The sequence below is a fragment of the Ruegeria sp. K11 genome, from assembly GCF_056531905.1.
Genome location: NZ_JBQFMP010000001.1, coordinates 509658 through 523981 on the forward strand (window position 1 = coordinate 509658; position 14324 = coordinate 523981).

The 14324-nt window shown below is 58.9% G+C and carries 11 protein-coding genes and 1 tRNA gene; 6 read left to right on the forward strand and 6 right to left on the reverse strand.

Features of this window, described 5'->3' with window-relative positions; genetic code table 11:
• The first annotated feature begins 153 nt into the window (after positions 1-153).
• Positions 154-1602 carry a divergent polysaccharide deacetylase family protein gene (locus tag ACR0K4_RS02560; RefSeq protein ID WP_480852683.1) on the forward strand — a complete coding sequence of 483 codons (1449 nt, stop codon included), beginning with the start codon at positions 154-156 and terminating at the stop codon, positions 1600-1602.
• A gap of 36 nt (positions 1603-1638) precedes the next feature.
• On the opposite strand, the gene trpE is transcribed toward ACR0K4_RS02560, so the two are convergent.
• From trpE to fabI, 5 genes are all read right to left on the reverse strand, one after another.
• Positions 1639-3150, reverse strand: a complete 1512-nt coding sequence (gene trpE / locus ACR0K4_RS02565) for an anthranilate synthase component I (RefSeq protein ID WP_480852684.1) — start codon at positions 3148-3150, stop codon at positions 1639-1641.
• Between the two features lie 11 nt (positions 3151-3161).
• The gene (locus tag ACR0K4_RS02570; protein ID WP_480852685.1) at positions 3162-5003 is read right to left on the reverse strand and encodes a peptidyl-prolyl cis-trans isomerase; all 1842 of its coding nucleotides are present in this window, start codon (positions 5001-5003) and stop codon (positions 3162-3164) included.
• Between the two features lie 84 nt (positions 5004-5087).
• Positions 5088-6263: an aminotransferase gene (locus ACR0K4_RS02575; protein WP_480515013.1), complete on the reverse strand. Its 1176-nt coding sequence runs from the start codon at positions 6261-6263 to the stop codon at positions 5088-5090.
• Between the two features lie 69 nt (positions 6264-6332).
• Positions 6333-6842, reverse strand: a complete 510-nt coding sequence (gene gpt, locus ACR0K4_RS02580; protein ID WP_480515011.1) for a xanthine phosphoribosyltransferase — start codon at positions 6840-6842, stop codon at positions 6333-6335.
• Positions 6843-6846: 4 nt separating this feature from the next.
• Positions 6847-7653, reverse strand: coding sequence for an enoyl-ACP reductase FabI (gene fabI, locus ACR0K4_RS02585; protein WP_480515009.1), 807 nt, complete (start codon positions 7651-7653; stop codon positions 6847-6849).
• Positions 7654-7788: 135 nt separating this feature from the next.
• Here fabI and pdxH point away from each other — a divergent pair, with 135 nt between their 5' ends.
• From pdxH to ACR0K4_RS02605, 4 genes are all read left to right on the forward strand, one after another.
• Positions 7789-8394, forward strand: a complete 606-nt coding sequence (gene pdxH, locus ACR0K4_RS02590) for a pyridoxamine 5'-phosphate oxidase (protein WP_480852686.1) — start codon at positions 7789-7791, stop codon at positions 8392-8394.
• Between the two features lie 142 nt (positions 8395-8536).
• Positions 8537-9043 (forward strand): cold-shock protein, encoded by a 507-nt coding sequence (locus ACR0K4_RS02595; RefSeq protein ID WP_480515882.1) that lies wholly within the window; start codon positions 8537-8539, stop codon positions 9041-9043.
• Positions 9044-9050: 7 nt separating this feature from the next.
• Positions 9051-9518: a DUF192 domain-containing protein gene (locus tag ACR0K4_RS02600; RefSeq protein ID WP_480515005.1), complete on the forward strand. Its 468-nt coding sequence runs from the start codon at positions 9051-9053 to the stop codon at positions 9516-9518.
• Between the two features lie 43 nt (positions 9519-9561).
• Positions 9562-9638: transfer RNA gene (locus tag ACR0K4_RS02605), tRNA-Pro, on the forward strand.
• Between the two features lie 6 nt (positions 9639-9644).
• Here the strand turns inward: ACR0K4_RS02605 and ACR0K4_RS02610 are convergent.
• Positions 9645-10049, reverse strand: a complete 405-nt coding sequence (locus ACR0K4_RS02610) for a hypothetical protein (RefSeq protein ID WP_480515003.1) — start codon at positions 10047-10049, stop codon at positions 9645-9647.
• A 567-nt stretch (positions 10050-10616) separates the two neighbouring features.
• Here ACR0K4_RS02610 and ACR0K4_RS02615 point away from each other — a divergent pair.
• On the forward strand, positions 10617-14234 hold the full coding sequence (locus ACR0K4_RS02615) for a vitamin B12-dependent ribonucleotide reductase (protein WP_480852687.1): 3618 nt from the start codon (positions 10617-10619) through the stop codon (positions 14232-14234).
• Positions 14235-14324: the final 90 nt, after the last annotated feature.

Genomic DNA, 14324 nt, shown 5'->3' on the forward strand with positions numbered 1-14324 from the left:
CCGAGCCGCGATATAATGTCGGGACATACATGCTCAGGCTTGTGCGTCAGCGTCAAGAGGACATCCCCAACTTGACGCCCGTTCGAGTGAGTGCCACAGCAGATGGCGCTTTGGGTGTGTGAGGCAAGAAACAACGCGAAAGGCGAGTTTTCGATGGGCGGATTTTTCGGTGGTCTGATCGCCGGGGCGGTCGCTGTTCTGACAGTGGGGGCGGTCATATCGATGACCTCGCCCCTGACAAGCAAGCCCGAAGTGGTGACACAAGCGCCCGAGGTTGCGGCGACGCCTGAACCCGTAAATGCCGGAAATGTAGATGATTCCGGGGCAGACGCGGATCTGGTCGAGCTGCCGCCCCATGCGCCGGAAACACCCGAAGCGCAATCTGATACGCTGGACAGCCTTGGAACAGCGGGCCTGCAGACCGATGCCCGGCCCGATACCGGCGTAACGCCTGACAGCCCGGATGTTCCAACAGTTCCTGCGTCGCTGTCGGTCTCTTTGGACACGGACGCGCCTGCCGCACCGCCGATGCCGATTCCCGCACCCGCGTCGCCACAGACCGAAGTCGCGCCCGAGGTTGTGACAGACACGCCCCCTGCACCCGAACCGCAACCGGTCGGCGAAACCCCGCCGCAGGACCAGCAGGTCGCGGCCCTCGTGCCCGAGCAACCTGTGCTTCCGGCTGAACCGGTTGGAACCGAAGACACGGAAGAGCCTGATCTCCAGCCTGAGGTGCAGACAAGCCCCATCGTGGTAGAGGGTGAGGAAGACACTCAGCCACGTACTCAGCCCCGCGTGTTGACCTTGCCCAGAATTGAGACCGATCAGCCGGCGACGTCGGGTACGTTGGTCGGCAAGCGCGTCGTGCCCATTCATGAGCGTAACAAAAAACCGGTTGAGGCCGCAGCGGCTCCGGTCCAGAGCTCGGCCAAACCGATCGAGGATTTTGCGGCGTCTTTCGAGAACCCCGAGGCCAAACCCCTGATGTCGATCATCCTGATCGACGAAGAGGGCGCATATGGGGCTGAGGCGTTACAGGAATTCCCGTACCCGCTGAGCTTTGCGGTCAGCCCGTCCGATCCGGAAGCGGCCGAGAAGATGGCGCGGTATCGTGCCGCCGGGTTCGAAGTGCTGGCGATGGCCGACCTGCCGAAAGCAGCCAGTGCGCAGGATGCCGAGGTTTCGCTTTCCGTCTGGCTGGATGAGCTGCCCGAAACCGTCGGCATTCTGGAAGGCGTCGACGGCGGCATTCAGGGCAACCGCAAGCTGGCCGATCAGGTGGCCGCGATTGCTGCCGGAACGGGGCGCGGGCTGATTACGCAGGACAATGGGCTGAACACGGTACAGAAACTGGCCGCGCGAAACGGTGTGCCATCCAGCGTCGTCTTTCGGGACTTCGACGGCGCCCGGCAAGACTCCAAGAGCATGCGCCGTTTTCTGGATCAGGCCGCTTTTCGCGCCGGACAGGAAGGGGCGGTCGTGATGTTGGGGCGGCTGCGTCCCGAAACGATCTCGGCTCTGCTGTTGTGGGGGCTGGAAGATCGCGGAAACCGGGTTGCCATGGCTCCGATCTCGGCCGTGATGATGCAGGAAATCCAGTAGCGCGAACCCTCAGGCAACCTGTGTGACGCGGGTTCGTCAGGTGTTTCCGTTGCCAGTAAACCGGGCCGCGTCGGCGGCGGCGCGCCGGATTGCGTTGGATTTGTGGACGGTCTCCATAAACTCGGCTTCTGGGTCGCTGTCATAGACGACGCCGCCCCCGGCCTGAATATAGAGCTTGTGATCCTTCACGATGGCCGTGCGCAGGGCTATGCACATGTCCATGTCGCCCCCTGCGCTGAAATAGCCTACGCCACCGCCATAAACACCGCGCTTTTCAGGCTCCAGCTCATCAATGATCTCCATCGCGCGCACTTTAGGTGCGCCCGAGACCGTACCCGCAGGCATCCCGGCAAAGAACGCGTCCAGAGCGTCTTTATCTTCGGCCAGTTCGCCCACCACGTTCGAGACGATATGCATCACGTGGCTGTAGCGTTCGATGATGAATTCTTCGGTGGGGCGCACAGTGCCGATCTTTGACACGCGACCGGTGTCATTGCGGCCCAGATCCAGCAGCATCAGATGTTCGGCCAGCTCTTTCTTGTCGGCCATCAGATCGACCTCGTTCGCCTTGTCTTCTTCGGGGGTTGCACCCCGGGGACGCGTGCCTGCGATGGGACGAATGGTGACCTCGTTGCCAAAGACGCGTACAAGGATTTCAGGGCTTGCACCTACCACCTGAAACCCGCCGAAATTGAAATAGAACATGAACGGCGACGGGTTGGTGCGCCGAAGCGAGCGATAGAGTGCAAAGGGCGGTTGCGGGAAATCCTGTGTCCAGCGCTGCGCGGGAACGACCTGAAAGATGTCACCGGCCCGGATGTATTCCTTGGCCTTCTCAACCGCCTCCATATAGCCGGATTTGGTGAAATTTGAGACTGGTGGTGCAACCTCGGACGCGTCGCCCAGATCGCGGGTTTCCGCCGGCATGGCACGCTCCAGATCGCGCACCGCGTCCATGACACGTTCGGCGGCTTGCGCATAAGCGGCCTTGGCCGACTGGCCGTCGCTGACCCATGCGGGCGATACAACGGTCACTTCACCTTTGACACCATCCAGCACAGCCACCACGGACGGGCGCAACATGATCGCGTCCGGCAGGCCCAGCGGGTCCGGGTTTACATCCGGCAGGTATTCGACCAACCGCACCATGTCATACCCGAGATACCCAAACAGACCAGCTGCAGCCTGGGGAAGATCGTCAGGCAGCGCGATCCGGCTTTCAGCCAGCAACGTCCGCAGGTTGTCCATCGGGTTGCCATCCTGAGTGGCAAAATCGTCGGCATCAAAGCGGGCCGAGCGATTGAGCTCGGAGGTTTCCCCCCGGCATCTCCAGATCAGGTCAGGCTTCATCCCGATGATCGAATAGCGCCCCCTGACCTCGCCGCCGGTAACCGATTCCAGCATGAACGCGTCTTTTTGTGCGCCCGTCAGCTTGAGCATCAGCGAGACCGGCGTGTCCAGATCCGCCGCGAGCCGGGTGTAAACCACCTGGTTTTCGCCCGCTTCATAGGCGCGGGCGAAGGTGTCGAAATCTGGGGTCAGGGCCATGCTGCTACTCTTTAAAAGCTCGACTGGACCGCGTTCAGCGCCTGTTGGTCCAGAACGGGGCGGGCGCGAGTCTGGGCGTCGCGCACATAGATGTTGAAGATATCCTGTGCCAGCGCCTGATTGAGCTGCGCGGCCAGTGCATCCTGCATCTGACGTTGCTCATCAGTTTCCGCCGGAGGCAATTCCTCATCCAAGCGCACAATCAACGCCGATTCAGTGCCGGAGATCACGCGGAGCTCTCCGGGCTCCATCTCGAAAACCTGCACCATGAAATCCGCAGGCACGTCGTCCAGAAAAGCCGTGCGGGTCAAGGCGTTTTCAACGCGGAAAGGAAGTCCGGTAGCAGTAAAATCGCCATCGGTTGCCAGTTGTGTCAGCGTGGTATTGGCCTGCTCCTGCAGCGCCTTGGCTATCTCCTGCTGCACCCAGGCTCCGGCGACTCGCGCGCGGGCGCTTTCCAGTGGTTCGGGACGCGGCGGCAGAACTTCGTTCACGCGCAAAGCAAAGATCGAGCCGTCTTCCAGAAAAGCGATTTCCGGGAAATCGCCTTCGTTCACCGCCTGCGCAGCCATGCGGAAGCCATCATAGGCCGCGACACCCTCGTCACTTAGTTGCGTCCAGTCGATGCTGCCAAGCTCCATCTCGGTCTCGCCGACCAGTTCTTCCAGCGTCGCGCCACCGGCAAGCAGGTCATTGATGTCTTCGGCCTGTGCCTCGATCTGGCGGCGTGCCCGTTCGGCTGCAAGTTCTTCGCGCAGTTCCGGCTCGGCCTGATCAAAGGTGACGTTGTTGGCGGCCAGCGATCCGTTGATGCGGAACAGCGCGGGGCCAAATGTGCTGGGCAGGGGGCCGACCACATCGTCGATTTCCGCCGCGAATATTGCATCCGCCGCGTCGCCGAGGTCTTCGCGGGTCACGTCGCCGAGGTCGATATCGCTCAGTTCCAGTTCGCGGTCACGCACCAGCTGTTCAAACGTCGTGCCGCCGACTTCAAGCTGGGCCAGCGCTTCGGTCGCCTCGGCCTCGGTGGGATACGTCAAACGCTCGACCAGACGGCGTTCGGGTTGTTGGTATTGAGCCGCGCGGTCGTCGTAGAGACGGCGCAGCGTGTCCTCATCCACATCCACGCTGTCTTGCAGCATGCCGGGCGACAGGATGGCATAGGTCAGACGTTTGGTGCGGGGCAGGGTGAATTGATCGGTGTTCTCGTCGTAATATGTCTGAACCTGAGCGTCGGTAGGGGCAAGAATCGGTACCTCCAGCGCGCCAGCGGACAGGGTGGCGACGGTAAAGCTGCGCCGGGCGAGCACGTAATTGGCCAGCGCATCGGTCATTGTCAGGGGCATTTCCACCCCGCTCATCAGCGCGCCCTGAACGATGGTGCGGGCCGATTCCTTGCGCAGATCGTCCTCGAATTCGGAATCAGACATGCCGACCTGTTCCAGCTGAAAGCGATAGGCTTCACGGTCGAAGGTGCCGTTCACGCCCTGAAAGGCAGGGATTTGCACGATTTCCTGCTGCAGGTTCTCGTCGCCTATCGAGATGCCCAACTGACCGACTTCGTTGTTGAGGGCGGCCAGTGAGATCAGGCGGGACAGGGCCAGTTGATCGAGCCCCAGATCGCGCGCCTGCGAGATTTGCAGCGGTTGGCCGGTTTGCGCTTCAACGGCACGAATTTCGCGTTGTAGCTCGCGGAAGTACTCATCGACCGAGACGTTTTCGTCTCCTACCTGCGCGACAGTGCGAACAGTGCCGGACAGGCTTGTCGCGCCGAACCCCGCCAGACCCAGCATCAAAAGACCCATGAGAATCCAGACAAAGGTTTTGGATAGGTTTTTCATGCCTACGGCCATGGGTGCCCTCTTTCGTGCGTTTTGGCAGGTGTCTGCCCTGTCAGTTGCGGCCCTGAATACGACGGGCACCGCCGGGGGGCAAGCTCAGAAGGTCAGCGCAAGCAGACGGTCGAACATTTGACCGATTCCGGCACGGTCGAGATTGGCGAACGCAATGCGTACCTGCCGTTTCCCCGCCGGATCGTGGTCAGGCATGAACATGGTTCCGGGCAACAGCAAAATGCCCGCCTCTGGCACCAGCCGCCGGGCCAGCTCGTCTGACGGGATGTCGAACGGGTGTTCCATATAGGCAAAATACGCACCCAGCCCCAGCAAACGCCAGCCTTTGTCGGTCAGCCGGGGCATTGCCTCGGAAATCGCGGCGCGCCGGTCCAGGATTTCGTCGCGTTCCCCTGCCACCCATTGCGACAGGTTCTGCATGCCCCAGCGGGCCGCATACTGGCCAATCTGGCCCGGGCAGATTGCGACGGTATCCAGGAACTTTTCGGTCTCGGCCAGCAAGGCGGGACTGGTGGCAATCGCGCCGACTCGGTGCCCGGTCAGGCGGTACGCTTTTGAGAAGGAATAGAGGTGAACCAGCGTATCCTGCCAGTCCGGTTGCTGGAACAGCGCGTGCGGCGGGCCGCTGCGGCTGTCGAAATCCCGGTAGGTTTCATCCACCAAAAGACGAATGCCCGTTTCGCGCGCAAGATCAAAGAAGGCGCGAACCAGCTCAGATGGATACTCCACACCGCCGGGATTGTTCGGCGTGACCAGCGCAATCGCGCGGGTCCTATCAGTGATCAGCGCGCGGGCTTTGTCCGGGTTCGGCAGAAGGTCGTCACCGGTTGGCAGGTCGACAGTGTTTACCCCTGCCATATCCAGCCACATTTTGTGGTTGAAATACCATGGCGTAGGCAGGATGACCTCATCTTCCTGATCTGTGATGGCCGAGATCGTTGCCGCAAATGCCTGATTGCATCCCGAGGTGATGGCGACCTGGTCGGTGGTCACGTCTGCGTGGTAGTGTTGTCCGATCTGTTTCGCCAGTTCCTCACGAAGATCGTTGTTCCCCAGAACCGGGCCGTAGAGATGCGCACTGTCCTGGGTGACGGCAAACTCGGCCATGGCCTGCCGCATCGGCAGCGGGGGCGGATCGACGGGGGCCGCCTGACTGACATTGATCAGAGGGCGGTCGATCAGAAATGTCACACCGTCAAGCCAGCGCCGTGCCTCCATCACCGGAGGGGGAAATGTGGCGCTGGTGCGGGTCTGGGTCATGGCAATCGCAATCTTTTTGCGAGGCTCTGCCTCGCGCTCCGAGGTATTTTTGAACAGAAGAAGATGGAGTCAGTCTGTGCCCCGGTAGGGTTCGACATATTGCAGAGCCATGTCCCATGGGAAAAAGATCCATGTATCCTGGCTGACCTCGGTGATAAATGTATCGACCATCGGGCGGCCTTTGGGCTTGGCGTAAACGGTGGCGAAATGGGCGTTGGGATACATATCGCGGACCAGTTCCAGCGTTTTGCCGCTGTCGACCAGATCGTCGATGATGAGAATGCCTTCGCCGTCGCCCATCAGTTTGTCGTCGGGCGCCTTGAGCACTTCCGCCTCGCCCTGGGCCTGATGGTGGTAGGATTTGACGCTGACGGTATCGACGGTGCGGATGTCGAGTTCGCGGCTGACGATCATCGCCGGGGCCATTCCGCCACGGGTGATGGCCACAACGGCGCGCCATGCGCCATCGTCGGGGCCTTGCCCGTCCAGCCGCCAGGCCAGCGCACGCGAGTCGCGGTGAATCTGATCCCAGCTGATGTGAAAGCCTTTTTCGTGGGGCAGGCGGTCCTTGGCGCTCATGGTTTTACCCCTTTTCAACGTCTGGTGCGTCAACAGCTTTCATGCCGACGATATGATACCCCGAGTCCACGTGCAGGTTTTCACCGGTCACGCCGCTGCTGAGGTCGGACAGAAGGTAGAGCGCCGATTTACCCACATCGTCGATGGTTACGTTGCGGCGCAAGGGCGAGTTGTATTCGTTCCACTTCATGATGTAGCGGAAATCACCGATACCGCTGGCGGCCAGTGTCTTGATCGGGCCTGCCGAGATCGCGTTGACGCGGATGCCGTCCTTGCCGAGATCCTCGGCCAGATACTTAACCGACGCCTCCAGCGCGGCCTTGGCGACACCCATGACATTATAATGTGGCATGACTTGTTCCGCGCCATAATAGGTCAGAGTGATTGCGGAGCCACCTTCGGTCATCAATTTCTCGGCCCGTTGCATGACGGCGGTGAAGGAGTAGACCGAGACATCCATGGTCAGGTTGAAATTGGCACGACTTGTGTCGACATAACGTCCGCGCAGCTCATTCTTGTCGGAAAACCCGATGGCGTGGACGATGAAGTCCAGTTTGCCCCATGTTTCGGACAGTGCGGTGAACAGAGCGTCGATCGACGCTTCGTCGCTGACGTCGCAGGGCAGAACCACTTCGCTGCCCAATTGCGCTGCCAGCGGGTCGACCCGCTTTTTCAGAGCGTCGCCCTGATAGGAAAATGCAAGCTCGGCCCCGGCGTCGGACAAGGCGCGCGCAATGCCCCATGCGATTGATTTGTCATTGGCCAGTCCCATGATGAGGCCGCGTTTCCCGGCCATCAACTGATTTGACATGTTTGTTTCTCCGCATGTCGTCGCGTTATGTCCGGTTGGTTTATGCCATTGATTGCCTTGCTTCAAGGCCATGCGCTCTTGCCCATAGCAGGTTCTCGCCTTAGGGTTGGCCGTAAGTCTTTCCAGGGGATGGAAATGAGCGAGCGCAGTGGCATCTTTGCCGGGGCCGATCCGTTTGAAATAGCGGGGCGGTGGTTGGCCGAAGCCGAGAAGACCGAGCCCAATGATCCGAACGCGGTCGCGCTGGCAACCGTGGACACGGATGGATTGCCAAATGTCAGAATGGTACTTCTGAAAGAGATCGAGGCCGATGCCTTTGTGTTTTATACGAACTACCACAGTGCGAAGGCGACCGAGCTGGAGATGGCCGGCAAGGCGGCTTTTGTCTTGCATTGGAAATCTTTGCGGCGTCAGCTGCGCGTTCGTGGTATAATATCGCGGGAAGAAGGACCGCAGGCGGATGAGTATTATGCGTCACGTTCGCTCAAAAGCCGGTTGGGGGCGTGGGCCTCGCATCAGTCGCAACCTTTGGAAAGCAGGGCCGCACTGATGGCCGAGGTTGCAAAGGTGACAGCCAAACTTGGCCCTAACCCGCCGCGCCCTAAATTCTGGGGTGGGTACCGATTGGTCCCGGTAGAGATCGAGTTTTGGGCCGATGGCGCATTCCGGTTGCATGACCGCTTCCGTTGGAGCCGGACGCAGGCAGACTCGGATTGGCGGGTGCAGAGGTTGAATCCATGACGTTCGCGTATCGTGAAATGCAACACATAGTAAACAAAGGGTTTTTTCGGCTTGAATTTGTGGACCAATCCCATAAACAACTAGCCTTCTATGAAGCGCTCACTATCGTGATGAGAAAACAGTGCCAGATGACATGAACAGCATGTATCGCGTCCGAGGACACGTAAAGTGGTTCGACCCTGCCAAAGGGTACGGATTTGTTGTGTCCGAAACGGGTGGTCCGGATATTTTGCTGCACGTCAATGTCTTGCGCAATTTCGGGCAAAGCTCGGTTGCGGATGGCGCTGGCATCGAAATCATGACGCATAAGACCGACCGCGGTGTTCAGGCGGTCGAAGTGATCAGTGTCGATCCGCCCGCCCGCGCCGAGACCATGATGCTGGCGGATTTTGCAGAACTTGACCCGGACGTGATCTCTCATGCGCCGCTTGAGGCCGCACGGGTCAAATGGTTCGACAAGGGCAAGGGCTTTGGGTTCGCCAATGTCTTTGGCAGCAGTGAGGATGTGTTCCTGCATATCGAAGTTCTGCGTCGGTCGGGCTTGGCGGATTTGCAGCCGGGTGAGGCGTTGGCGATGCGGGTGATCGATGGCAAGCGGGGCCGGATGGCGGCTCAGGTTCTGGCTTGGGAAGCCGCTCTTAACGGTTGAGACTCTTATGGTCAGGTTGTTCTCGGTACTGGTGATTCTGACACTGTGGTTCAGTGGGATCGCGCAGGCCGAGTGCCGTCCTGACCGGGTTGAACTTAGAAACGACGCGGCTCAGATCAGATTTGATATCGAACTTGCGGTCACGCCGCAGGAAAAATCCCGAGGTTTGATGTTTCGCGAGAGCATGCCGTCCCGGGCGGGTATGTTGTTCGTGTATGACCGGCCTCAGCCCGTTGCCTTCTGGATGAAGAATACGCTGATTCCGCTGGATATGATCTTTGTCGATCAGACCGGGTTGGTGTCGCATGTGCATGAAGGCGCCATCCCGGGTGATTTGACTCCGATCGAAGGAGGGGATTCGGTGTTTGCGGTTCTGGAAATCAATGCCGGGTTGGCTGCACGCTATGGCATTCGTCCCGGAACTCAGATGCGCCACGAAGTTTTTTCGCAAGGCCCCGCAATTTGGCCCTGTTAGGGCTTTTCAAATCAGAACGGCACGTTTAGGAAGGCGCACGGTCCGGGGCGTGGCGCAGTCTGGTAGCGCACCTGTTTTGGGTACAGGGGGTCGTAGGTTCGAATCCTGCCGCCCCGACCACTTTCCTCACTCAACGGGGTTTCCACCGAAATTGGTATAGAGTTGTGAGAAATCCCGATCCAGGCTTTGGCTGCGGACGGGAACTTTTAACGTATTTCCGCTTTTCTGTGGCACCAAGAAAAACAAATCGGCATCGACGCGGTAGCCTTGCGGGTTCTTGCTGGAACTCAGGCGAGTCACGATCCGGGGCAGCTCTTGCGGGTAACCGTCATAGTTCAGAATCAGGAAAGCCGTTGTATCCGGCGGCAACAGTTCGCGGCATTCGAAACTGCTCTGGCCTGTGATCTCGTAATCATCCCCGGGTCCGGCGCAGTCGGTTTTGAACGAGTTGAACAGAGTCTGGGGGTATTCAGGGAATTGAGCGCTGCGCGAGCCGACCACAGGTTCTTGTGTCGTGCAGGACACGATCATTGCGATCACCGGAAAAAATCGAAGACATCCCATACTGAAAACAACCCTGCATCGCAGATTTCGATCTTTTCTGAGTATGGCATGGCATGTCGCGGCCGTACGATGATTCTCTGACCTCATCGTTAATCACATCTTGGTTGATCATCGGCCGGTAAGCATGGGGACATAAACAGGAATCAAGATGCAACTGGTTCGGTGCCGCGGGGGCGTGGCGGATGCACTTCAAGACAAAGAATCGAGCATTGGCTGGTTCCCGCTTATCTGCGGCTGGAGGTCAACAAAAAAGATTTCAAAAATGAGGGAAAAACCCCGTTGACCTACTATGGCAATATACGCCAGATTGTATAAGCCGAACGATGAGCCACAAAATCTGGTAGGCAATGACCAGAACGGCCCATGGGCAAGGGACGGAAACAAACCAGTGTAAACGTGCAACCGTATTGGCGGTTTCGCGCTGTGACAGGCAGCGTCCGGTCCTTTGTGCCTGAAAATGATCGGCTGTGCGGGCGGCACCCCGCACCCCAACATTTAGTGCCGGGAACTTTGAAATTAGCTGGGGCAGCGGACATGAAGATTGAGAGAAAATTCACCAAGTCAGGCCAGGATGCATATGCAGAGCTGGATTTTGTGTCCGCAACTTCTGAAATCCGCAATCCGGATGGCACCATTGTTTTTCGTCTGGACAACATTGAAGTGCCCGCAAAGTGGAGCCAGGTCGCGAGCGATGTCATCGCTCAGAAGTATTTCCGGAAGGCGGGTGTCCCGTCCGCTCTGAAAAAGGTCAAAGAAAAGGATGTGCCCGAGTTCCTGTGGCGCTCGGTCCCGGCGGATGGCGCTGAATTCGACGGCGAGACCTCGTCAAAGCAGGTGTTTGACCGTCTGGCCGGTGCCTGGGCCTATTGGGGTTGGAAGGGTGGCTATTTCTCGACCGAGGAGGACGCACGCGCCTATTTCGACGAGATGCGCTATATGCTGGCAACACAGCGCGCCGCGCCGAACTCGCCTCAGTGGTTCAACACGGGTCTGCATTGGGCTTATGGCATCGACGGTCCCGCACAGGGGCATCATTATGTCGATTACAAAACCGGCAAGCTGACCAAATCGAAATCCGCATACGAACATCCGCAGCCGCACGCGTGCTTCATCCAATCCGTCGATGATGATCTGGTGAACGAAGGTGGCATCATGGACCTGTGGGTCCGCGAAGCGCGCCTGTTCAAATACGGCTCGGGCACTGGTACGAACTTCAGCCATCTGCGCGCGGAAGGGGAGGCGCTGTCGGGTGGCGGCAAATCCTCGGGCCTGATGGGCTTTCTCAAGATCGGCGACCGCGCCGCTGGCGCGATCAAATCAGGCGGGACAACCCGTCGAGCAGCAAAGATGGTAATCGTCGATGCAGATCACCCGGATATCGAGCAATTCATCGAATGGAAGGTGCTTGAAGAGCAGAAGGTGGCCTCGATCGTTGCCGGATCGAAGATGCACGAGAAGATGCTGAATGGCATTTTCGAGGCCATTCGGTCTTGGGACGGGTCTGCGGACGATGCGTACGATCCGAACAAGAACGACGCGCTGAAGAAGGCTGTTCGTGAGGCCAAAAAGGTCGCAATCCCCGAAACGTACATCAAACGCGTGCTGGACTATGCAAAGCAGGGCCACGACAGCATCGAATTCCCGACTTATGATACGGACTGGGATTCGGAAGCCTATAGCTCGGTTTCAGGCCAGAACTCGAACAACTCGATCCGCGTGACCAACGCGTTCCTAACGGCCGTTGAAAAAGACGCCGATTGGGAGCTGATCAACCGCACCGATGGCAAGGTCGCCAAGACCGTTAAGGCGCGGGATCTGTGGGAAAAGGTTGGCCATGCCGCATGGGCCTGCGCCGATCCGGGCATCCAATTCCACGACACGGTCAATGAATGGCACACATGCCCCGAAGATGGTGAGATTCGCGGATCGAACCCGTGCTCGGAATACATGTTCCTTGATGATACGGCCTGTAACCTGGCGTCGATGAACCTGCTGACCTTCCTCAAGGACGGTGAGTTCCAGGCTGCGGACTACATGCACGCCTCGCGCCTGTGGACTCTGACGCTGGAAATCTCGGTGACGATGGCGCAGTTCCCGTCGAAGGAAATCGCGCAGCTGTCCTATGACTTCCGCACCTTGGGTCTGGGCTATGCCAATATCGGCGGCCTGCTGATGAACATGGGCTACAGCTATGACTCGGATGAGGGCAGGGCCATCTGTGGCGCGCTGACCGCGATTATGACCGGTGTGGCTTATGCGACCTCGGCCGAAATTGCCGGGGAGCTTGGTCCGTTCAAAGGGTACGAACGCAACGCGGATCACATGCTGCGCGTCATCCGCAACCACCGCCGTGCGTCGCAGGGCGTGACCGAAGGCTATGAGAAACTGGCTGTGAAGCCGGTGCCTCTGGACCACGGCAACTGCCCAGACAAACGTCTGGTTGATCTCGCAATGTCAGCCTGGGATGAGGCACTGAGCCTTGGTGAAAAAAATGGCTACCGCAACGCGCAGGCTACTGTGATTGCGCCCACCGGCACCATCGGTCTGGTGATGGATTGCGACACGACCGGGATCGAGCCAGACTTTGCGCTGGTCAAATTCAAGAAGCTGGCCGGTGGCGGTTACTTCAAGATCATCAACCGCTCGGTACCGTCGGCGCTGGAAAAGCTGGGCTATTCCTCGGCTCAGATCGAAGAGATCGTCAGCTATGCGGTTGGTCACGGCACCATCGGCAACGCGCCGGGGATCAACCATACCTCGCTGACCGGTCATGGCTTTGGCCCGAATGAGTTGGCCAAGGTAGACGCCGCGCTGGAAAGCGCCTTCGACATCCGGTTCGTTTTCAACCAGTGGACGCTGGGCGAGGATTTCTGCACTGGCGTTCTGGGCATCCCCGCGACCAAGCTGAACGACCCGACATTCGACCTGCTGCGCCACTTGGGCTTTACCAAAGCGGATATCGACGCGGCCAACGACCACGTCTGCGGAACCATGACGTTGGAAGGGGCTCCGCACCTGAAGGAAGAGCACTATTCGATCTTCGACTGCGCCAACCCGTGCGGCAAGAAAGGTAAGCGTTTCCTTGGGGTTGACAGCCACATCACCATGATGGCCGCTGCGCAAAGCTTCATCTCGGGCGCGATTTCGAAGACGATCAACATGCCGAATGACGCGACCATCGAGGATTGCCAGAAGGCTTATGAACTGTCGTGGTCGCTGGGTGTGAAAGCGAACGCGCTGTACCGCGACGGCTCGAAACTGTCGCAGCCTTTGGCGGCGGCATTGGTTGAGGACGACGACGAAGCAGCAGAAGTGCTGGAAAGCGGTTCGACGCAGGAAAAAGCCGTCGTTCTGGCCGAGAAGGTGATCGAGAAGGTTGTGGTCAAGGAAATGATCCGCAGCCATCGTGAGAAACTGCCCCATCGCCGCAAGGGCTATACCCAGAAAGCAATCGTCGGCGGCCACAAAGTTTATCTGCGCACCGGTGAGTTCGAAGACGGCAAGCTGGGCGAGATCTTCATCGACATGCACAAGGAAGGCGCTGGCTTCCGGGCGATGATGAACAACTTTGCCATCGCGGTCTCGGTTGGTCTGCAATACGGCGTGCCGCTGGAAGAATTCGTGGACGCCTTCACCTTCACCAAGTTCGAACCGGCAGGGATGGTGCAGGGCAACGACTCGATCAAGAACGCGACGTCCATCCTGGACTACATCTTCCGCGAACTGGCTGTGTCCTATCTGGACCGCACCGATCTGGCGCATGTTAAACCCGAGGGTGCAACCTTTGACGATCTGGGCCGCGGCGAAGAGGACGGCCTGTCGAATGTCTCGGAAATCAGTGAAAGTGCGGCCACTAAGTCCTTGGAAGTACTGAAACAAATCAGCTCGACCGGGTATCTGCGTAAGCGCCTGCCGCAAGACCTGATGGTGTTCAATGGCGGCCAGGGTGACGTGACGGGCATGGCGGAAACGGCCGCTACGTTCGAAACATCTGCTGAAACGTCAGTCGCAACCGGAATGGACGCGCGTACGAAAGCCAAGATGCAGGGCTATGAGGGTGATCCATGCGGCGAGTGCGGAAACTACACGCTGGTGCGTAACGGCACCTGCATGAAGTGCAACACCTGCGGTGCGACAAGCGGGTGTAGCTGAGAAATTGAAGGTTGGGGACCGGTGTTGGCGCACCGATCCCCGGCTTTTCCCCCGCTTTACCAGTGCGGGCGAGGGATAAACCGACTCGGT